Annotated in this window: 14 protein-coding genes; 5 read left to right on the top strand and 9 right to left on the bottom strand. The window is 72.2% G+C overall.

The annotated features are described in order from the left end of the window. Nucleotides 1-134 precede the first annotated feature (134 nt). Complete coding sequence (locus tag ACQPZP_RS21140; protein ID WP_433479320.1) at nt 135-2,294, bottom strand: anthranilate synthase component I; 2,160 nt, start codon at nt 2,292-2,294, stop codon at nt 135-137. 209 nt (nt 2,295-2,503) lie between these two features. On the opposite strand from ACQPZP_RS21140, the gene ACQPZP_RS21135 reads away from it, so the two are divergent. The 3 genes from ACQPZP_RS21135 to mctP all read left to right on the top strand — a co-directional run bounded on the left by ACQPZP_RS21135 (nt 2,504) and on the right by mctP (nt 5,118). Further along, nucleotides 2,504-3,061 (top strand): VOC family protein, encoded by a 558-nt coding sequence (locus ACQPZP_RS21135; protein ID WP_433479319.1) that lies wholly within the window; start codon nt 2,504-2,506, stop codon nt 3,059-3,061. A 192-nt stretch (nt 3,062-3,253) separates the two neighbouring features. Then, nucleotides 3,254-3,502: a DUF3311 domain-containing protein gene (locus tag ACQPZP_RS21130; protein ID WP_433479318.1), complete on the top strand. Its 249-nt coding sequence runs from the start codon at nt 3,254-3,256 to the stop codon at nt 3,500-3,502. A gap of 5 nt (nt 3,503-3,507) precedes the next feature. Next, nucleotides 3,508-5,118, top strand: a complete 1,611-nt coding sequence (mctP, locus tag ACQPZP_RS21125; protein WP_433472798.1) for a monocarboxylate uptake permease MctP — start codon at nt 3,508-3,510, stop codon at nt 5,116-5,118. A gap of 74 nt (nt 5,119-5,192) precedes the next feature. Here the strand turns inward: mctP and ACQPZP_RS21120 are convergent, their stop codons facing one another. Together ACQPZP_RS21120 and ACQPZP_RS21115 are read right to left on the bottom strand one after the other, a co-directional pair. Continuing rightward, nucleotides 5,193-5,849 carry a TetR family transcriptional regulator gene (locus tag ACQPZP_RS21120; protein WP_433479317.1) on the bottom strand — a complete coding sequence of 219 codons (657 nt, stop codon included), beginning with the start codon at nt 5,847-5,849 and terminating at the stop codon, nt 5,193-5,195. Nucleotides 5,850-5,914: 65 nt separating this feature from the next. After that, a complete protein-coding gene (locus ACQPZP_RS21115) occupies nt 5,915-8,806 on the bottom strand; it encodes a M36 family metallopeptidase (protein ID WP_433479316.1) in 2,892 nt (963 codons plus the stop codon). 295 nt (nt 8,807-9,101) lie between these two features. On the opposite strand from ACQPZP_RS21115, the gene ACQPZP_RS21110 reads away from it, so the two are divergent. Both ACQPZP_RS21110 and ACQPZP_RS21105 read left to right on the top strand, forming a co-directional pair. After that, nucleotides 9,102-10,217: a WD40/YVTN/BNR-like repeat-containing protein gene (locus ACQPZP_RS21110; protein ID WP_433479315.1), complete on the top strand. Its 1,116-nt coding sequence runs from the start codon at nt 9,102-9,104 to the stop codon at nt 10,215-10,217. After that, nucleotides 10,214-10,510, top strand: coding sequence for a MoaD/ThiS family protein (locus ACQPZP_RS21105; RefSeq protein WP_433479314.1), 297 nt, complete (start codon nt 10,214-10,216; stop codon nt 10,508-10,510). Before ACQPZP_RS21110 ends, ACQPZP_RS21105 begins: the two co-directional genes overlap by 4 nt. Here ACQPZP_RS21105 and ACQPZP_RS21100 read toward each other — a convergent pair. The 6 genes from ACQPZP_RS21100 to ACQPZP_RS21075 form a co-directional block, all read right to left on the bottom strand. Beyond that, nucleotides 10,507-14,184: a glycosyl hydrolase gene (locus tag ACQPZP_RS21100; protein WP_433479313.1), complete on the bottom strand. Its 3,678-nt coding sequence runs from the start codon at nt 14,182-14,184 to the stop codon at nt 10,507-10,509. The genes ACQPZP_RS21105 and ACQPZP_RS21100 overlap by 4 nt on opposite strands. Beyond that, nucleotides 14,181-15,008 (bottom strand): carbohydrate ABC transporter permease, encoded by an 828-nt coding sequence (locus ACQPZP_RS21095; RefSeq protein WP_433479312.1) that lies wholly within the window; start codon nt 15,006-15,008, stop codon nt 14,181-14,183. The genes ACQPZP_RS21100 and ACQPZP_RS21095 overlap by 4 nt, the downstream gene beginning before the upstream one ends. Then, the gene (locus ACQPZP_RS21090) at nt 15,005-15,985 is read right to left on the bottom strand and encodes a carbohydrate ABC transporter permease (protein ID WP_433479311.1); all 981 of its coding nucleotides are present in this window, start codon (nt 15,983-15,985) and stop codon (nt 15,005-15,007) included. The genes ACQPZP_RS21095 and ACQPZP_RS21090 overlap by 4 nt, the downstream gene beginning before the upstream one ends. A gap of 3 nt (nt 15,986-15,988) precedes the next feature. Next, nucleotides 15,989-17,269, bottom strand: coding sequence for an extracellular solute-binding protein (locus tag ACQPZP_RS21085; RefSeq protein WP_433479310.1), 1,281 nt, complete (start codon nt 17,267-17,269; stop codon nt 15,989-15,991). 79 nt (nt 17,270-17,348) lie between these two features. Next, complete coding sequence (locus ACQPZP_RS21080) at nt 17,349-20,045, bottom strand: family 78 glycoside hydrolase catalytic domain (protein WP_433479309.1); 2,697 nt, start codon at nt 20,043-20,045, stop codon at nt 17,349-17,351. Nucleotides 20,046-20,251: 206 nt separating this feature from the next. Next, a complete protein-coding gene (locus ACQPZP_RS21075; protein ID WP_433469535.1) occupies nt 20,252-21,040 on the bottom strand; it encodes a DeoR/GlpR family DNA-binding transcription regulator in 789 nt (262 codons plus the stop codon). Nucleotides 21,041-21,181: the final 141 nt, after the last annotated feature.

The following is a 21,181-nucleotide window of genomic DNA, read 5'->3' as shown; positions in this document are numbered from 1 at the left end:
AGCGCGGCGCGATGTGGCCGGGAACAAGTCTTCCGCCATGACCGGGGCCGCGACAGGAACCTCAGGACCATTTCCGGGCCCCCGCCTCTAGTGCTTCGGAACTAGAGGCGGCTCCGCTCCGCGGACGGCCCGGCCTACGGCCGGCACAGGCGCAGGACGTTCGCCACGATCCGGTGCCCGGCCCCGCCCGCCGCGGTGAGGATCGACTCCGGGTGGAACTGGACGGCCCAGCGCCGCCGCTCCGGCGCCTCGATCGCCATGACGACCTCCCCGGTCAGGGCCGTGACCTGGAATCCCTTCACCCGCTCGGGCGTGGCGTGCAGCGAGTGGTACCGGGCCGCGGTGATCTCGTCCGGCAGGCCCCGGAACAGTTCGCCGCCCGCCACCTTCACCCGCCCGGGCTTGCCGTGCGACGGCTCGGGCAGCAGCGCCAGCTCGCCGCCCGCGTGCTCGACCATCGCCTGCAGGCCGAGGCAGACGCCGAAGACCGGCAGGTCCCGGGCGTCCAGCTCGTCCAGCAGCGCGCGGGTACCGAAGTCCTCCGGGCGTCCGGGGCCGGGCGACAGCACCACCAGGTCGGGCGCGTGCTCGTCCAGCATCCGCACCGGGAACCCGTGCCGCAGGGTGACCACGGCCGCGCCGTGCTGGCGGAAGTAGTCGGCGAGCGTGTTGACGAACGAGTCCTCGTGGTCGACGACCAGCACCTTGAGGCCGTCCCCCGGCTGCTCGGGCAGCGGCGCCTCCTGCGCCGCCGCGGGCCCGTCGCCCTTCCGCGCGGTGGCGAGCGCGCTCAGCAGGGCGCTCGCCTTGAGGTGCGTCTCGCGCTCCTCCTCGTCGGGGTCGGAGTCGTACAGCAGCGTCGCCCCGGCCCGGACGGTGGCGACGCCGTCGCGGATCTGCGCGGTCCGCAGCGTGAGGCCGGTGTTCATCGAGCCGTCGAAGCCGACGCAGCCGACCGCGCCGCCGTACCAGCGGCGCGGGGAGTCCTCGTGGTCCTCGATGAACTGCATCGCCCACGCCTTGGGCGCGCCGGTGACGGTCACCGCCCACATGTGGGTGAGGAACGCGTCGAGCGCGTCGAAGCCGGGGCGCAGCCGTCCCTCGATGTGGTCGACGGTGTGGATCAGCCGGGAGTACATCTCGATCTGCCGGCGGCCGAGGACGCGGACGCTGCCGGGGACGCAGATCCGCGACTTGTCGTTGCGGTCCACGTCGGTGCACATGGTCAGCTCGGACTCGTCCTTGGCGGAGGACAGGATCGTGCGGATCTGCTCGGCGTCCTCCAGCGCGTCGGTGCCGCGCTTGATCGTCCCGGCGATCGGGCACGTCTCGACGCGGTCCCCGCTGACCCGCACGAACATCTCGGGCGACGCGCCGACCAGGTACTCGCCGTCGCCCAGGTTGAACAGGAACTCGTACGGCGCCGGGTTCGTCTCCCGCAGCCGCTCGAAGAACGCGGCGGGCGCGTCGCAGCGCCCGTACATCGCGTGCCCCGGCGTGACCTCGAACAGGTCGCCCCGGACGAACTTGTCCTTGGCCTCCCGCACCATCCGCGCGTACACGCCCGGGACGGGCTGCGCCGGCAGCCCGGCCGTGGGCCGGACGGGCGTCGTCCCGGTGTCGCGCGGCAGCCCGGCGGTGCTCGCCCCGTCCACCTCGAACTCGTAGGAGATCCGGTGCGAGGTCTCGCGTTTCCGGTCGACGACGACCATCTCGTCGGCGAGGTGCAGGACGAGGTCGCGCTGGTCGTCCGGCCGCTCCAGCCGGGTCCGCAGCGGCTCGAACTGCAGCGACAGGTCGTACCCGAACGCCCCGTACAGGCCGAGGTGCGGGTCGTCGCAGCCGAACAGGCCGACCACGGCGCGCAGCGCGGTGAAGACCGTCGGCCGGCGGCTGCGCTCCTCCTCGGTGAAGAACTCCTCCGACGGCGGCACGAAGACCTCGAACAGTCCCGGCTCGTCCGCCCGTACCTCACCGACGTCGCGGAGCACTCCGGCCAGGGCGGGCAGGACGACCCGCCCGCGCTCGTTCAGCGGCCGGACGGCGACCGCCCGGCCCCGCGCGACGATCTCCAGGCACGGATCGGCGTAGGCCATGTGCCAGCGGCTGTAGCGGCCCGGATACTCCATGCCGGAGCTGAGCACGCCGCCGCGCCGCTCCCCCACGGCCGCGACGAGGGCGTTCAGGACGGCGGACTTGCGCTCGGGGTCGACCGGGACGGCGGTACGGGTCACCCGTACGCCCCCGGCCGTGACGAACTCGCTGGTCAGCGGCTGTTGTGAGACGGTCTCCACCGCGGTGGCCCCTCATGTCGGGCCCCCACCCAGGCGGCGAGCATGAAAAAACGACCGCCGGGTGGGGGCGGTCGCCTGGTCTGAGCATGCAAGAACCGGCGCCGCCTCAGCGGCGCCACCACCACCGGGAGGCTGCGGTTCGCATGCGCCAAAGCTACCATGGACAAAGGACGCAAGGGTTCACTTACAACAGGGAGAGAGCGGCGCCCATGACCAGGAAGAACACCGAGTTCGAACTGCGCGGGGTCAACCATCTCGCGCTCGTCTGCAGCGACATGAAGCAGACGGTGGACTTCTACCAGGGCGTTCTCGGCATGCCGCTGATCAAGACGATCGAACTCCCGATGGGCTGGGGGCAGCACTTCTTCTTCGACTGCGGCGGCGGCAACGCGCTCGCCTTCTTCTGGTTCCCGGACGCCCCCGAGCCCGTCCCCGGCGTGTCCGCGCCGAAGACGCTGCCCGACCGCGGCGAGCTGCTGTCGGCCGTCGGGTCGATGAACCACGTCGCCTTCGACGTCCCGCCCGAGCGCATCGAGGAGTACCGCGACCGCCTCATCACCAAGGGCATCGACGTCGGCGTCCTCCTCAACCACGACGACAGCGAGTTCGGCGTCGCGCCGGAGAACCACGAGGGCGTGTTCGTGCGCTCGATCTACTTCAAGGACCCCGACGGCATCCTGGTGGAGTTCGCCGCCTGGACGCGCGAGCTGAACCGCCCCGCCGACGTGCGGCACGAGCCGAAGACCGCCGCCGAGCGGACCGTCTGACCACCCCTCTTACCGGCCAGGGAACGGGCCATGACCTGGCGGTTCCCTGGTGGAACGATCCACCCAAGTCGTGCCGCCGCTGAGATCGGGCTGTGATCCGCCGCTGGGTAAGCTCGCCCGGCTGAATTCCCGGGCACGGCCCCGTCTCGCGATCCGAGCGGACCGTGCGCGGGCGACACGAGGAGGACCCCCTTGACTCCTGACAACTCGAAGGAACCGGCCGCGGCGCAGCCCCCGCCGTCTGAGGGCCGCTCCGACCGGAGCGCCTGGAACTGGCTGCTGGTGGTGCCGGTGGTGGTTCCGCTGCTGACGTTGTTCTACAACAGTGACACCCCGCGGCTGGGCGGGTTCCCGGCCTTCTACTGGATCCAGCTGGCGTTCATCCCGCTCGGGGTGGCCTGCACGGTCGTGGTCTACCAGATGACCAAGAAGCGGGGCTGAGCGCGATGGCATCGGACCACCTCACCGAGATCATCGTCTTCGCCGTGCTGTTCGCGCTGGTGTCGGGGATGGGTTTCGTCGCCGCCCGGTGGCGGCGCCCCGACACCATGCACAGCCTGGACGAATGGGGCCTGGGCGGCCGCAGCTTCGGCAGCTGGATCACCTGGTTCCTGATCGGCGGCGACCTGTACACCGCCTACACCTTCGTCGCCGTCCCCGCCCTGGTCTTCGGCGCCGGCGCCGCCGGATTCTTCGCCGTCCCCTACACCATCGTGGTCTACCCGCTGGTGTTCCTGATCCTGATCCGGCTCTGGTCGGTGTCGCACGTGCACGGGTTCGTCACCCCCGCCGACTTCGTCCGCGCCCGGTTCGGCTCCCCCACCCTGGCCCTGGTCATCGCCATCACCGGCATCGTCGCCACCATGCCCTACATCGCCCTGCAACTGGTCGGCATCGAAGCCGTCCTCAAAGCCATGGGCGTCAACGGGCACTGGCCCATCATCATCGCCTTCGTCATCCTGGCCGCCTACACCTACCAGTCCGGACTACGCGCACCAGCGCTGATCGCCTTCGTCAAAGACGTGCTGATCTACCTGGTCATCATCGTCGCCGTGCTGTACATCCCGTCCAAACTCGGCGGCTGGGGCGACATCTTCGACGCCGCCAAAACCAAATTCGACAAGACCCCGGCGCCCGGGGACGGCATCACCATCGCCGGGTCCGGCCAACTCAACTACGCGATGCTCGCACTCGGCTCGGCGATGGCGCTGTTCCTGTACCCGCACAGCGTCACCGGCGTCCTGGCCAGCCGCAACCGCAACGTGATCAAGCGGAACATGGCGGCACTGCCCGCCTACAGCTTCGTCCTGGGCCTGATCGCGCTGCTGGGCTACATGGCCATCGCCGCCGGCGTCAAACCCATCACCACCGGCGGCAAACCCGACACCAACACCGTCGTCCCGGTGCTGTTCGACCACATGTTCCCCGACTGGTTCGCCGGCGTGGCGTTCGCCGCCGTCGGCATCGGCGCACTGGTCCCCGCCGCGATCATGTCGATCGCCGCAGCCAACCTGTTCACCCGCAACATCTACAAGGAATACATCCGCCGCGACGCCGACGCCAAAGAAGAAGCCACCGTCAGCAAACTGGTCTCACTCATCGTCAAAGCCGGCGCAGTCGCCTGCATCCTGGCCCTGGACCCCGAGTTCTCCATCGACCTGCAACTGATCGGCGGCGTCATCATCCTGCAGACCCTGCCCTCGGTCGGGCTCGGCCTGATCACCCGCTGGTTCCACCGCGGCGCCCTCATCACCGGCTGGGCCACCGGCATGGCCACCGGCCTATGGATGCTCTACCAAATCCCCAACCCCGCCAAGAGCAAAGAGCACTTCGGCGGCTCCGCCTACCCCCTCAACGACCTCGGCCTCGACACCCAAACCACCGTCTACGCCGGGATGCTCGCACTCGCCGTCAACGTCGCCATCGCCGTCATCGCCACCATCATCTTCAAAGCCGCCAAACTCGCCGACGGAGAAGACACCACCCGCACCTCCGACTACCTCGCCGACAAGGGCGACCCGAAGGTCAAGGACCTGGAGGTCACCGCCAGCACCTGATCCGGCTCTGTCCGGGCACGGCTACGGCCCGGTCGTCCGCCCACGCGGACGGCCGGGCCGTCTGCTTCCGGCTCTCAGCTCTGGGATCGGGGCTCGCCGGACACCTGCGGGGCGCGGGCGCCGGACGCGGCGGCGGGCAGCCCGCCGAGGACGAGGTCGACGAGGCCGTCCACGACGGCCTCCCGCGGCACCTCGTCGGCGTGGTCGAGCCACCAGTCGCCGGCCGTCTGCACCATGCCGACGATCGCGTGCCCCCACACGTAGGCGCGGGTCCGGTCCGCCATCTCCCCCTCGGCGACCATCACCTCGGCCAGTTCCCGGCTCACGTCCCGGATCATCGTGCTCATCGCGCTGTGCGTGGCCGTGTCCTCGGCGCTCGCGCGGTGCATGAGGAACCGGTAGAGGTTGAGGTTCTTGGAGATCGTCGCCAGGTAGGTGTCGATGGTGGAGCGTGTGCGGTCGCGGATCGGGTCGCCGCGGGAGAACTCGTCCCGGATGCCCTCGATCAGCTTGCGGGTGTGCCGCTCGGCGAGCGCCTGGTAGAGGCCGCTCTTGTCGCCGAAGTGCCGGTAGAGGATCGGCTTGCTGATCCCCGCCTCGGCGGCGATCGCGGCCATGGACGCCTCCGGGCCCTCCCGCTGGATGACCCGGTCCGCGGCCTCCAGGAGGGCACGGCGGCGGCCGGGATCACGCCGTGATCCCGGCCGCGGCCGGCCCGCCGTACTCGTCATGGACAGCAAGGTATCCGGGGTGTTACCCGGTGACAACACCGGCTGGCCTGCGCGGAGCCTCCCGGCTACCGGGCGAACGCCTGGAGTTCGGCCGCCCGGACGACCCCGGCCAGCGGGGCGGCGGCGCCGCAGTCGGTGCCGGAGCGCGGATCGTTGTCCTGCTCCCCCGCGTACGCCGGCGCGCCCGTGCACTGGCTGGAGACCACCTGCAGCCGCAGGTGCGTCGCGGTGACGTCCCGCAGGTCGAACGAGCGCAGGGTGATGTCGGGCGCCGTCGGACGCGGCCGGTCGGCGGGGAAGGCGTCGGCCGGGCTGGTGTAGACGGTCCGGTACGAGCCCGCCTGCGAGCAGTCGGCCCTGGTGGCGTCGCAGGCCAGCAGCCGGAAGGCGCGCAGCGCCGTGAACCGGTTCTGCGCGCCGCCCGCGCCCTCCGGATCGCCGGCCGCCGACGGCCGCAGCATCGCGCTGACCTGCACCCGGCCGACCCTGACCGGGCGGTCGCCGGCCAGGTCGACGGTCACCTGGCGGCCGGCGGCCGGCGCCTGCACCGACTGCCAGTTCGTCGTCTCCGTCTCGTCCAGCAGCGCCGTCTGGGACTGCCCGTCGCCGGTGGCGGTCGCGCCGTTGACGCTCGCGGCCTCGTTCCGGGACATCTCGACCGTCAGGGTCCGCCGTGACGCGCCGACCGTGGCGGTGAAGCGCTTGTGGCCGAAGCCCTCGCCCACCGCGACGAAGGAGTAGCGGCCGGGCGTGATGGCGAACGTGGCGCCGAGTGGCGTCGCCGGGTCGGTGTCGGCCACCGGGACGGCGCGGGCCTCGTAGTCGCCCACGTAAAGGCGGACCTTGCCGCCCTTGGCGTCGCCTCCGGGCTTGAGCGTGAGGCTGGCGTTGCGCGACATCGGCGAAGCGAAGCCGGGCGTGGGGTCGGCGTCCGCGGAACCGTTGCTGGCCGCGGCCGATCCCAGGCCGTGCTCGGCGAAGACCTTCCACATCAGCGCATGGTCCTTGCCGCCGAAGCGAATGGTGTCGGCGGCGAGCAGGGCGTTGCGGTGGTCCACATAGCTGACGGCCCCGGTGGCCATGAGCAGCAGCGCGTCGAACGACAGTTGCGCCCACCGCCGGTTGCCCGGGCACTTGGCCACCGGCACCGCACCTTCGGCGCATTTGCGCTGCAGCGCCGCATTGCCACCGCCATACCTCTGGACGAACGCCTGCCGCAGGTCGAACTGCGTGGCGGTCCAGATCTCACCGTCGGCGTGCACCTGCGTGCCGACCAGGTCGTAGCCGAGGTCGCCGTAGTTGAGCGGACTCCGGCTCATGTCGTGGTTGCGGATGCCCGCACGCTCGTCCCCGGTGACATAGGCGCCGATGACGTACGGCGTCCGGCCGGGCGCGCGGAACCCGTGCTCGCCGAGGTACTCCATGGCGAGCAGGTCGGAGGTGCTCTCGTTCATGGCCCCGGCCTGGGGCCCGCTCCACCCCGCGTCCGGCCCGGCGATCATGCGGCCGGAGATGGCGTGCGTGTACTCGTGCCCGATGACGGTCATGTCGAAGTCGCCGTCGACGCACGGCGAATAGAACGCGCCCGCGATCGGCTGCCACAGGTACATGTTGCTGATGGTCGGCGTGCCGTCGGGCGGAGTGATCTGGTTCGCGTTGTCGCGGATCTGGGGGAACCTGGCGCCGGCCTGGGCGTTGCCCTGCTCGGGGTCGCCGCCGAGGCCGCCCCGGTCGCCGTTGTCCGCCTGCATGTTCCAGGCCGACTCCGTGAAGCCGAGCCGGTAGGACCAGTCGTGCATGCGGTTGTGCTGGACGAACAGGTTGGAGATCGCCGGCTCCAGGTCGGCTTCCTGCGGGCTGTCCATGGTCGCGGGGTCGCACTTTCCGGTGTACCACTGGTTGGCCCAGGGGTACCGGTAGGTGCGGTCCGGCTTGGGAGCGTTGGTCCGTGTCCCGACGGTGAAGGGGTCGCTGCTCGCGCGGTTGTCGTACGTGCGGGCCGCGTTCCCCAGGCTGGTCGTGGTCGAGGCGCCGGACGCCGGGTCGACGTCCCAGGGCCGACCGCTGGACGGGTCGCCGCCGACGACGGACCGGCAGCCCGCGGCGGGGCGGAAGCACCAGATCTGCCGGGTGTCCCGGGACGAGTAGTCGCCGGGCGGGGTGGCCGGGAACACCGCCCAGCGCGGGTCGTCGCTGTCGTGGTCGACGAGGTTCTCCCGCACGAGCACCATGCCGGTGCGGGCGTCGACATAGGACGTGACCGCCTTCGGCTCGGCCCCGGAGGCGTCCATGAGCGTGACCTGGTAGGCGCTGCGGACGCCCTCGGCGGTGGGCACCGCCACCAGCCGCGCCTTGCGGGTGCCGGCGGACGAGACGGCGATGCCCGCGTCACGGCCGGCCGCGGTCACCGCGTCCTTCTGGGACAGCGTGGCGGGCGCCGGGGCGGCGTCGTCGCGGGCGAGCGTCGAGGTGACCGAGACGACCTCGCCGCCGGCCACGCCGATCGCCACCAGTCCGTCGTAGCCGGCGGGCAGATCTCCGAAACGCTGGCGCAGCAGCACGGCGGCGCCGTCGCCGATGGGGTTGACCGCGACCTTCTCCAGGGCGCCGACGGCCGCGGCGTCCAGGCCGAACAGATCCCGATGGGCGGTCAGGTACGCGCGCGCCGCCTTCTCCGGGTCGCCGGGCAGCCCGGTGGCCAGGGGCCCCGCGTCGGTCACCGAGGCGGGCGTGCCGAGCCTGTTCCACCGCACGGTCACGCCGCGCGCGGCGCTCCGCTGGCGGCCGGTCGGGGCGAGGTCGCCGGTGCGGGCGTCCTTGTCGGGCAGCTCGGCCTGCTCGCCCGGGGGCCGGGGGCGCGGCGGCGGTTCGGCCCGGCCGGGGACCGCGAGGCCGAAGCTGAGAAGCGTCCCGGTGACCGCCAGCGCGGTCACGGTGGTCCGGCGTGTCCTGGGCACCTTTGCCTCCTGGAGGCGGCGGACGGACCCGTCGCAGCGGATCCGCCGGGGTGATCACCCGGCGAATGAAGAGACAAGCAGCACCCAACGGGCACAACCATGGCGATTCACGACGCCCAGCACACGTCGACGGACGGCGATCTTCGCCGTTGACAGCGGCCGCCCGCCATGGAGCGCGAGTCCACGGGCACGAACGTCCCGGCGGACCCGGACGTCGCGGCCGATGAGTTTCGCGGCCGGGACCGGTCGTAACAGTGGTGAGTTGTGCCGAGGAGGTTCGGAAGGGAGCACGGACATGAGCGCCGTACGGGTTCTGGTCGGCACGCGCAAGGGCGCGTTCATCCTCACGGCGGACGGGGGCCGTGACCGCTGGGAGGTCAGCGGGCCGCACTTCGGCGGCTGGGAGATCTACCACGTCGCCGGCTCCCCCGCCGATCCGGCACGGCTGTACGCCTCCCAGTCGAGCGGCTGGTTCGGCCAGCTGATCCAGCGCTCGGACGACGGCGGAGCCACATGGCGGCCGATGGGCAACGAGTTCCGCTACGAGGGGGAGCCGGGCACGCACCAGTGGTACGACGGAACCCTCCGCCCCTGGGAGTTCACCCGGGTCTGGCACATCGAGCCGTCGCCGGACGATCCGGACACCGTCTACGCCGGGGTGCAGGACGCCGCCCTGTTCCGCTCGTCCGACGGCGGGCGGACCTGGCAGGAACTGCCCGGTCTTCGCAATCACGGCTCGGGGCCGGACTGGCAGCCGGGCGCCGGCGGGATGTGCCTGCACACGATCACGCTCGACCCGGTCAACGCGGGCCGGATGTTCGCGGCCATCTCCGCGGCGGGCGTGTTCCGCAGCGACGACGCGGGCAAGAGCTGGCGCGCGGTGAACCGCGGCCTGCGCTCCGAGGGCATTCCGGACCCGGGCGCCGAGGTCGGCCACTGCGTCCACCGCGTCGCCATGCACCCGTCCCGTCCCGAGGTCCTGTTCATGCAGAAGCACTGGGACGTCATGCGGAGCGACGACGCCGGCGAGACATGGCACGAGATCAGCGGTGACCTGCCGAGCGACTTCGGCTTCCCCGTCGCCGTCCACGCGCACGAGCCGGACACCGTGTACGTGGTGCCGATCAAGAGCGACTCGGAGCACTACCCGCCCGAGGGCAGGCTGCGCGTCTATCGCAGCCGCGCCGGCGGCCACGAGTGGGAGCCGCTGACCTCCGGGCTCCCGCAGCGCGACTGCTACGTCAACGTGCTGCGGGACGCGATGGCCGTCGACTCGCTCGACCCGTGCGGCGTCTACTTCGGCACGACCGGCGGGCAGGTGTACGTGTCGGCCGACGCCGGGGACGGCTGGACGCCCATCGTCCGCGACCTGCCCGCCGTCCTCTCGGTGGAAGTGCAGGTCCTGCCATGATCCGCGTCGTGCTCCCCGCCCATCTGCGCGGGCTCGCCGGCGTCGACGGCGAGGTGCTGCTGGACGTCCCGGAGCGGGTCACGCTCGCTGCGGTGCTGGACGCGCTGGAAGCCCGCCATCCGGTGCTGCGCGGAACCATCCGCGACCACACGACCAAGCGGCGACGCGCGTTCGTGCGCTTCTACGCCTGCGCCGAGGACCTGTCGCATGATCCGCCGGACTCCCCGCTCCCCGAGCTCGTCGCCACGGGAACCGAACCGTTCGTCGTCGTGGGGGCCATGGCGGGCGGCTAGTCCCGCGGATCCGCCGGCTCGCGCAGACGCAGCAGGACGGGGCCGTACAGGCCGGATGCGCGCTGGCCGGTGAAGACGAAGTGCGTCGGGCTCACCTCGTCGAGGTAGGGCGCGAGGGTCCCGCAGACCAGGACCTCGATCTCGTTCTCCCCTTCGCGTAGGGCCGTGCCGAGGTCGAAGCGGTACGGGGTGCAGATCCGGACGCCGGCGGAGGCGCCGTTGACCGTGACCTCGGCGGTGCCCCGCACCCGCCCGAGGTCGAGCGTGGCCGCGGCCGGTGCCCCGGGGAGGTGGAGCACGCGCCGGTACCGGACGGCGCCGCTGTATCCGGCGAGTCCCGCGTCCTCCCAGTCGCCCAGCTCGATCGTGCCGGGGCCCGCGGTGAACCGCACCGGCCCGGCGAGCGCCGCGCCCGCGCGGTGGCCGGGCAGCGTCCGGATCCGCAGCTCGGCCGTCCGGGCGGACGGCGCCGCCGGACCGGGCAGCGGCATCTCCGGCGCCGGTTCGAGCGGCTCGCCGTCCAGTGTCGCCTCCAGCAGTTCTCCGCGGACGTCGACCGCCATGCGCATCGCGCCGGGCGGCACCGTGAAGCGCAGTCTCTCCACCCGCGGGGCTCCCTCCGGCGGCGCGAGCAGCGCGGGCAGGACGACGCCCGTTCCGGGGTCGTCGTCGAGCCACATCGCGCCGGGCAGCGGATGAGGCCGCCGACGCAGGTGAAGGGACGCCGGGTCGCCGTACTGCGCACGCTTCGCGACGACCGGCACCGTGTCGCCGTCACGCGCCGCGGTCCAGCCGGAGCCGGAGACGACCGGGCCGTCCACGAGGACCGCGGGCGGCGTCCCGGTCTCGGTGAGGACCAGCGTCAGCTCGCCACCGGTCACCCGGTAGCGGCCGACGCGCGGCACCTCCTGTTCGGCGTACGGGTCGAATCCGCCTTGGCGCCCGATCTCCTCGCCGTCGAGGAGGATGCGGCAGGGCGCCGCCGAGGCCACCTGCAGCGTCGCCTCCCCCGCCGACGCGGGGAGGGAAGCGCTGAGTGTGACCCGCGCGCCCGCCCGTGCCGGCCCGGCCGCAGTGATCCACTCCGGCCGCCGGTACCGCTCGCGGTCGGTGACGACGGCGAGGTGGCCGCGCAGCCGCACGTCCTCGTCCGGAGCGAGCCGCAACTCGACATCGTGCTCGCCGGCCGGGACGGGGGTCTCCGCGACCGCCAGATGGCCCCGGTCGTCCAGCGGGACGGTCACGCCGTCCACCCGCAGCGTCTTGGCCGCGGCCGCGCCGACGGCCACGAAGCCGCCTTCGCCGGGCACGGTCAGGCGCGCGCGGAACACCACCGCGTCCCCGGCCCGGACCTCGCCGAAGTCGAGGAACTCCTCGGGGACGTGCCCCTTGGGGCCGAGGAAGGCCCGGTGCAGGGCGTCCTTGCGGATGCCGCGGGAGTCGGAGTACACGGCGGGCAGCGGGCGCCCCTCGGACTCCCGGTACCAGACGCCGTGCGGGCCGAACGTGGCGTGCACCTCTGCCCAGTCCGTCTCCTCTTCCGTCCGGTGCCACAGGGTCCAGCACTCCAGCGGGACGTCCTGACCGGCCGGACGGGCGAAGTCTCCCCAGGTGTTGTCCAGTGTGGGGACCAGACCCATCGTCCAGGAAGAACCGAGGTCGAGGACGGTCTCCCGTACCGCCGGTGCCGGGCTCGGCACCGCGGCGTCCGCACCTCCCGGAAAGAGGAGCAGTGCGGCGGGACCGTCGTCGAACGGGACGACCACCTCCACGGAGGCGCCGTCCACCGTGCGCGCCTCCAGCGGGCGCGGCGCGCCCCCGAACGGGCTCGCCAGGAACGCGGGCCCGCTGACGCCGCGCACCCGAACCCGCATGTCCCGCTGGTAACGCTCCGGGTCGAAGTCGTAGGTCACGTCGAGCCAGCCGAGGTCGGCGCCGCGCTCGTCTGGCCGTTCCACCGACACGCGGCTGGCCATGGACGGCGCGGCCGTCAGGAACACCACCGTGGTCCCGTCGACCTCCCGGACGAGCGCGGGGACCGGCGCGTCCACCCGGCGGGCGTCGGCGAGGTCAGGTGCTAGCGCGGCGGCGTCCGGCACGACCTCCATCACGGCGCGGAGCCGCGCCACCGCCTCGTCGGCGTCCGGGTCGCCGACCCCGTGGCGCGGCGGGTCCCCGACCGCGATGACCCTGCCGCCGTGCTCGGCGAGCGCGGTGAGCCTCCGCGCCGTCTCCCCTTCGAGCACGGCGCAGGACGGAAGCAGGACGATCCCGTACGACTCGTCCGCGACGTCCAGCCGTCCCTTCGAGACGGTGGCCCGTTGCACGGAGTCGTCGTCCACGACGTCGGCGTCGATCCCGAGCCGGTCGAGCGCTCCGGGCACCATCCGGAACCAGGCCATGTCGCCGACCAGGTCCCGATAGGCGGCCTGGGCCTGGGCGGCGGCGGGATCGACGCCGTCCAGCCGCGTCCCGGCCTGCGCGGTCGCGGTGGGGAACAGCACCGCCACGTCGCAGACGTGACGTCCGAGCGAGAGCGCGGCGCAGAGACGGGTGACCGCCTCGGCGAAGACGCGATAGTGCCGCCAGTAGGGCTGGCGCCAGTCCGTCGACGGGGGCGCCCACTCCCACCAGCCCGCCTTGGTCGTGTAGTAGACGGCGTGCGGGTTGTAGAGGGTCGCCCCGGAGCGCAGCCAGGGAAGCAGCCAGTCGAAGGTCTCCTCCAGCGTGCCGCCCCAGCCGCTGGAATGGAACGCCTCGATCCAGGTGCGGTCCCGGCCGTACAGGTGCGCGAGCGAGGAGTGGATGCGCGCGTCGCCATGATGGTCGGACCCGGGGGCGCCGAACCAGCGGTGCGTGCGCGCATAGTCGGCGTAGAGCCTGACGCCGTCCACCGGATGCCCCGCCCGCGCCGGATCCTGCTGGTCGCAGCCGTGCAGCAGGCCGTGCTCCTCGTGCCATTTCGCCAGCGGCCGGAAGAACGCCTCCTCGGCCAGCTCGGCGCGGGTGAGGTGGTAGTCGCGGCGGACCCGGAAGGCGTCCCGCCCGCCGTCCCCCCACAGCGCTTCGAGGTGCGGCGTCACGTCGTAGCCGCGGCGGCGCTCGAACTCTCCGGCGAACCCCTCCGACCAGGTCGGGAGCGCGGGCAGCTCGTCCTGGAACGACCCGGCGATCACGTTTCCGAGCCGGTGCCCGAGCCGCCGCGCGAACTCTCCGTGCACCCGGTCGAGGAGCACCCCGCACGCCTCGGCCGACAGGTAGTCGAAACCGCGCATGTCCGCCCGCCCGTCCGGCCGGAGCCAGCGCCCCGCGAAGGCGGGGACCTCGCGGACCAGACGGGCCTGCAGATCGGCGCCGGAGAAGCCGAGCTGGTCGTAGAACCACAGCGACACGCCCAGCTCGGCGGCGTCCTCGCAGACGGCGTCGAGCAGTTCCCACCAGGCTGCGGAGAAGAACTCCGGCTCGTCGGCGTCCGCGCCGAACATCGGGCCCGACGGCGCCAGGTTCAGCACGACCAGGTTGTACACACCGCCCTCGGCGAACCGTTCGAGCTGGCCGCGCAGCCGCCGCCGGTCGAGCCGCTCCCCGCTCCACCACCAGATGGGCGCCGGCGAGAACGCGGCGGGCGGCGCGTCCAGCACCCGCCGCAACCGCCCCGTAATCGCTTCGCTCATCCCTTGAGCCCGCTGGCAAATCCCTTGATCACGTACCGCTGCAGGACCAGGAAGATCACGATGATGGGCAGGGCGGCGAGCACCAGGCCGGCGAAGACCAGCCCGTAGTCCGACACGTACTGCCCGACGAACGCGAAGATCCGCACCGGGACGGTCTCCCGCGCCGACCCGCCCAGGTAAAGCAGCGGCGTGAAGAAGTCGTTCCAGATGAACACGGCGTTGAGGATCAGCACGGTGCCGGTGATGGGCCGCAGCAGCGGGAACACCACCCTGGTGAAGGCCTGCAGGTGGCCCGCGCCGTCGATCAGGGCGGCGTTGGCGTAGTCCCCCGGCAGCGCCCGGATGAACCCCGTGTACAGGAAGATCGTGAACGGCAGCTGGATGCCGGTGTAGAAGACGATCATCCCCTGGTAGGTGCCGAGCAGGCCGGCCGAGTCGACCAGCTTGAACAGCGGGATCATGCCGAGCTGGAACGGCAGCACGATGCCGAGCAGGAACAGCACGTAAAGCGCGTACCCGAGCCGCGTGGCGCAGCGGGCCAGGAAGTACGCGGCGAACGACCCGATCGCGATGAGCGCCACCAGGCTGACCGCCGTGATCACCGTGCTGTTGAGCAGCGCCGAGCCGAGCGACGCCCGCGACCAGGCGTCGGAGTAGTTGCCGAACGTCGGCGACGACGGCGGCGACAGGGGCGCCGAGGCGATCTGCTGCTTGTCCTTCAGCGACAGCGTCACGAGCGCGTACACCGGGAACAGGAACGCCACCGCGACGGCGATCATCAGCACTTCGAGCGCGAACGTGCGCAGCCCGTACCGCAGGCTCATGCCACCTCCCGGCCGCGCAGGTACTGGATCTGGATCAGCGAGACCGCCGCGACGAACAACGCCAGCACCAGCGCGATCGCCGTGCTGTACCCGTAGTTCCCGAAGACGAACGCCTGCTTGTAGAGGACGGTCGACAGGGTCTCGCTGGAGTGCCCGGGGCCGCCGCTCGTGGCCGCGTAGACCTGGTCGAACAGCTTGAGCCCGCCGATGGTGGACAGCATCACGTTGATCGTGACGGCGGGCGCCAGCAGCGGCCAGGTCACGCTGCGGAACCGCTGGAAGCGGCCGGCGCCGTCGATCATCGCGGCCTCGTGCAGTTCGGCGGGCACGCCCTCCAGCCCGGCCAGGAAGATGACCATCGAGTAGCCGGAGAACTGCCAGATCACCATGCCGGCCACCGACCACAGCGCCAGCGACGGGTCGCCGAGCCAGTCCTGGCGCAGCGAGCCGAGGCCGACCGAGCCGAGGATCGCGTTGAGCCCCGCGTCCGGCGCCGGGTTGTAGACGTACTTCCACAGGAACGCCACCATCACGGGGCTGACCACGGCGGGCGCGAAGAACACCACCCGGAGCACCGCGCGCGACCTGATGCGCGTGTGGACTCCCAGCGCGAGCAGCAGGCCGATGCCGTTCTGGACGACGACGATCGCGACCGTCAGCAGCAGCGTGTTGACCAGCGACCCGCGCGCGGCGTCGTCGTCCAGCAGGCGCTGGAAGTTGTCCACGCCGTTGAACGACCGGTCGCCGATGCCGTTCCAGTCGGTGAAGGCGTAGACGACTCCGCTGAGGCTCGGATAGAGGACGATCAGCGCGTACACGAGCAGGGCGGGCGCCGCGAACCACCACGGCGGCGTCAGGAAACCTTTCCGCCGCCGCCGCCGTCGGTGGGGCGGCGCCGCGGGACGGGCCGCGCCTTTGGAGGGGCCGGCGGCACCGGCCGCCGAGGCGGCCGGTGCCGGGCGTGCAGTCGGGGACACCGATTACTTCTTCCGGTAGGTCTCGTCCAGCTTGGCCAGGCCCTTGGCGACCGTGGTCTTGCCCGCGAGGAGTTCCTGCACCATCGCGAAGTGGGCGGGCTGCACCTCGGCGTTGGGCCACGCCTGGTCCATGAACGGGACGGCCTTGTTGCCGTCCATATAGGGCAGGAACGGCTTGAGCACCGGGTCGATCTTGGACGAGGAGTCGCGCACCAGGGGGACGCACGCGACCGCCTCGGACCAGCGGTTGATGTTCTCCTGCTCGCCGAGGAAGGCGATGAAGTCCTTGGCCGCGTCGCGGTTCTTGCTGCGGGCGCTGACGCCAAGCCCGACGACGACACCGGCGGGGATCCACACCTGCGCAGGGTCGTCCGCCCCCGGCACCGGGAACATCGACAGGTCGTTGGGGTCCGAGGCGGCCTTCCGGAAGTCGGGCAGGACCGCCGAGACCTGGATCGCCATGGCGGCCTTGCCGGTGGCGACCATGGACGTCGCCTGCTCGAACGTGGTGCCGTTCGGGTTGTCGTTGAAGTACCCGCGCTTCTGCAGGTCCAGGTACATGTCGAGGGCCTGGACCCAGCCGGACTGGGCGAAGGACGCCGTCCCCGCCTGCATCCGGCTGTCGAAGTCCGGGACCTTGGCGTACACGGTGGACGGGACCAGCGCGTAGGTGATCAGCTGGGTGATCCACGGGGTCTGCGCGCCGAGCGCGATCGGGATCTTGCCCTTCTTCTTGATCTTGTCGCAGACCTCCAGGAACTCGCTCCAGGTCTTCGGCGGCGCCACCCCGGCCTCGTCGAAGACCTTCGTGTTGTAGATCGCGCCGATCACGCTGGACCCGGCCGAGTAGATGAAGGTCTTGCCGTCCTTCTGGAACGCCGGCTTCAGGCCCGCCGGGATCTTCTTCGTCCACGCCTGGTCGCTCAGGTCGGCGAGCAGCCCGGCCTGGGCGATCTGCGCCATGCTCATCGCGCTGCCGTTGCCCGGATAGACCACGTGCACGTCGGGCGCGTTGCCCGCGCCGAGCTGCGTGCGCACCGAGGTCTGCACCTGGTCGGTCGGTGCGAACGACGTGCTGAACTTCGCCTTGGTGTAGGCCTTGGTGAGCAGGTCGAGCGGCTTCTGCTGGTCGGCCACCCCGACCAGGCGCAGGGTCCCCGATCCGCCGGACGACCCTCCGCAGGCGGCGAGGGCCGCCGGCAGCGCGGCCGCCGCGGCGACCCCGCCGGACAACCGCAGGAACCCGCGGCGGCTGAGGGCCGCCCTCTCGAACGACGATGTCATCTGTCCTCCTCGCGTTCATGGCGCGGCCCGCCGTGGGGTGGCGGTCCCGGCCATGGCCCGTCCCACGCGGGGACGGTGGTCAATGCAGGCCCGCCGTGAAGCGGTACTCCCCCGAGGCGATCCGGCAGCGGAGCTCCCGCGGCCCCGCGCCGGCGATCCGCACCCCGGGCGCGTCCGCCGCCGGGACCCCGCTCTCCCGCACACCGGCCGGATCGTCGGTGGGGACGTGGACGGTGGCGGTCGCGCCGGGCGGCACGGTCACCCGGAGGTCGAAGACCCCGTCGTGGCGGGACCAGGCGGTGGCGACGGTGCCGCGCACCGACTCGTACCGCGCGCTCGCCGACGTGAGGTCGCCGGGTCTCGGCCGGATCAGCAGCTCGCGGTACCCGGCCGAGCCGGGCGCCTGGTCGAGGCCGGCGACGCCCCGGTGGAGCCACTCGCCGACCGAGCCGAGCGCGTAGTGGTTGAACGAGTTCATCGCGGCGGCCTGGAATCCCCTCTCGGCGGTGTAGCCGTCCCAGCGCTCCCAGACCGTGGTCGCGCCGTGCCCCAGCGGGTACAGCCAGGACGGCGGGTCGGTCCGGCGCAGCAGCGCGTGCGCGAGATCGGCGTGCCCGTGCGCGTCGAGGACGGGCGCGATCAGCCCGACTCCGAGGAAGCCGGTGGTGAGGCCGGGTCCGGCCTCCTCGACCAGCTCGGCGAGGCGCCGCACCGCGCCCGGTACCAGTTCGGCGGGCAGGAGCCCGAACGCCAGCGCCAGCAGGTAGCCGGTCTGGGTGTCGCCGTGGATCCGTCCGTCCGGGGTCGCGAACCGCTCGGTGAAGGTCTTGCGGATGTGGCCGGCCAGCGCCCCGTACCGTGCGGCGGTCTCGTCCCGGCCGAGGACCCCGGCGGCGCGCGCCGTCAGGTCGGCGCTGCGCGCGAAGTAGGCGGTGGCGAGGACGTCGCGGGGCGTCGGGGCGGGCGCCAGCCAGTCGGCGAAGTGCGGGCCGACGCGGCGGGTCCACACCAGGCCGGGATTGTGGCGGTGGATGTGGTCGACCCAGGCGCACATGGCGTCGAGGTTGCGTTCCAGGAAGCGCTCGTCCCCGTACACCTGGTAGAGATGCCAGGGAATGAGGACGCCCGCGTCGCCCCAGCCGGGGGCACCCTCGTCGGCGACTCCGGCGAGCCTCGGGGCCACGTTGGTGAACGCGCCGTCCGGTGACTGGGCGCCCCGCACCTCGCGCAGCCAGCCGTCGAAGAACGCGGCGACGTCGGCGTTCAGGCACGCGGTCGGCAGGAAGACCTGCGCGTCCGCCAGCCAGCCGAGCCGCTCGTCGCGTTGCGGGCAGTCGGTCGGGACGCTGACGAAGTTGGAGCGCTGCCCCCAGCAGATCGCCTGGTGGAGGCGGTCGATCCCGGGGTCGGAGCAGGTGAACTCGCCCGCCCAGGGGGTGTCACTGTGCAGGACCACGCCGGTGATGTCGCCGGCGTCGAGCGCGGTCAGGCCGGTCACTTCCACGTGCCGGAACCCGTGGTAGGTGAAGCGGGGTTCGAAGACGGTCTCCGCGTCGTCGCCGGCGATCAGCACGTCGGTGGCGTCGGCGGTGCGCAGGTTGGCGGTGTAGAGCCCGCCCGCGTCGTCCAGGGCTTCGCCGTGCCGGACGACCACCCGGTCACCTCGGGTGAGGCCGCGCGCCGTGAGCCGCACCCGTCCGGCGAAGTTCTGCCCGAAGTCGACCAGGAAGCGGTTCTCGCCGGCCCGGGTGACCGAACGCGCCGGCAGTTCCCGGACGGCGCGGACCGGTGGTGCGGCGGAGGCGGTGAGCCGGCTCGGGTCGGTGCCGGCCACCCAGGCGGGCAGCCATCCCGCATCGTCGCGGTCGCCGGCCGGAAGGTCCCAGCCCGGAGTCTCACGGCGCAGGTCGTGGCACTCCCCCTTCAGCAGGTCGGCGTACCGGACGGGCGACCGCGCGCTCTGCCAGTCGCCGCCGGTCGCGATGACGTCGACGGCGCCGCCGGCGTGGACGAGGTGGAGTTCGGCCAGCAGCTGCGGGAACGTTCCGTAGTGGGCGCCGGGGCGGCGCGGGTCGAAGCCGGCGAATCCGCTCCACCAGCCGTCCGCGACCGTGGCGGCCAGCATGTTCGTGCCCGGCCGCAGCAGGCCGGTCACGTCGTGCACCTGGTAGTCGACGCGGTCGCGGTAGTCGGTCCAGCCGGGGGCGAGTTCGGCGTCCCCGACGCGTTCCCCGTTGACGCGCATCTCGTACAGGCCGCGGGCGGTGACGTAGAGCCGGGCGCCGGCCGGCGCCGCGGGAACCTCGAACGCCTTCCGGAGCCGGACGGCCGGCTGCAGGCCGTGGTCGGCGAGAGCGAGTTCGCCCTCTTCCGGCGCGTCCACGACATCGAGCACGGACGGGTCATGCGTGATCCAGGCGGCGGTCCACGCGGACGGGCCCTGCATCCCGGTCTCGAACCAGGAGCCCTCTTGCGTCCACGCCCCGTCGGCGCCGGCCACCGCGACCGTCCAGAGGTAGCGGGTGCGGGCCCGCAACGCCGGGCCCCCGTAGCGGACGGAGACGGCGGACGGATCGTCCACCGCGCCGGTGTCCCAGACCTGGGTGCCGTCCTCGTCGCGCACCCGGACGCGGTACCCGGCGGGCGCGTCGCCGCGCCGGCCGGAGGACAGCCGCCACGACAGCAGCGGCGCCGGCTCGTCGAGGCCGAGCGGCTCCACCCGGTGGTCGCAGCGGAGCCCGTACGGCAGCGGCCCCCGGCCCTGGGATTCGGTCACCACCCGCTCCGATCGCAAGCCAACAAGTTGGCTTGTGAAGATAACGCCGAAAATGTGAGCTTGAGCGTAGAAGGCGGCTGATCTGGGTGTCAAGACTCGGGGCCGGGCCCGCGTCCCCGCGGCGCCGAACCCGGGAACGAACGTAAGGACCGGCTGGTCAGCGACCGACCGCGGGCCGTGCCGTCAACCGGCCGCGGGCCCCGCCGTCAGATCGCCGCCAGTTCGTAGGCGACCTTGTGCTCGTCGAGCCCGCGCAGCGCCTCGGCTCCGGCTCCGTCGTCGACGATGACCCGGTCGAAGTCCGACAGCGGCGCCACCCGGTGCAGCGCCACCCGGCTGAGCTTGGAATGGTCGATGAGCAGCACGCTGCGGGCCGCCGCGCCGAGCATGGCGCGCTTCACCGACACGATGCGCTGCTCCTGGTGGTAGGCGAACCCGCCGTCGACCGCGGACGTCGACACGAAGCACAGGTCCACGTTGAGCGCCTCGATCGCGTCGACGCACGACACCCCGAGGAACGAGTCGTGCAGCGGGTCGTAGTCGCCGCCGAGCGCCAGCAGCCGGATGTCGCGCTCGCCCGCCAGCAGGTTGATGGCCTGCAGGAAGTTCGTGACGACCGTCAGCGGGACCACGCCCGCCAGCCGGCGGGCCAGCGCCAGCGCCGTGGTGGAGTCGTCCAGCATGATCGCCATGCCCGGCTCGACCAGCTCGACCGCCTTCGCGGCGATGGCGTCCTTCGCGGGCCGCATCGACTTCATGCGGTAGGCGACGTTGCTCTCGAACACCCCGGACGGCTGGGCGGTGACCCCGCCCCGGTGCTTGCGGACGACGCCCTGGCGTTCGAGTTCGTCGAGGTCGCGGTGGATCGTCATGAGGCTGACGCCGAACCGCTCGGCGAGCGCGGCCGCGGTGACCGAGCCCGCGGACAGGACGGTGTCGGCGATGTCCTGCCGGCGCCGCTCCGGGCCGCGCGAGTCCCCGCCCTGCTTGGTCATGCCGGAACCTCCCGGTGGCCGGCGCCGCTCCGACGGGATGTCGGCAGGGACCGGGCGCCACAAAAGGTAACACGTCCCGATGCTTTGTTAACACGCGCGTCAGCTAAGTTGACGGCGCTCCGTCCGGAGCCGGCGGGAGCC

It is taken from the genome of Spirillospora sp. CA-142024 (assembly GCF_050942325.1).
Taxonomy (GTDB): domain Bacteria; phylum Actinomycetota; class Actinomycetes; order Streptosporangiales; family Streptosporangiaceae; genus Spirillospora.
The sequence above is the reverse complement of the archived record's forward strand: the minus strand, read 5'-3'. Positions and strand labels throughout refer to the sequence as shown.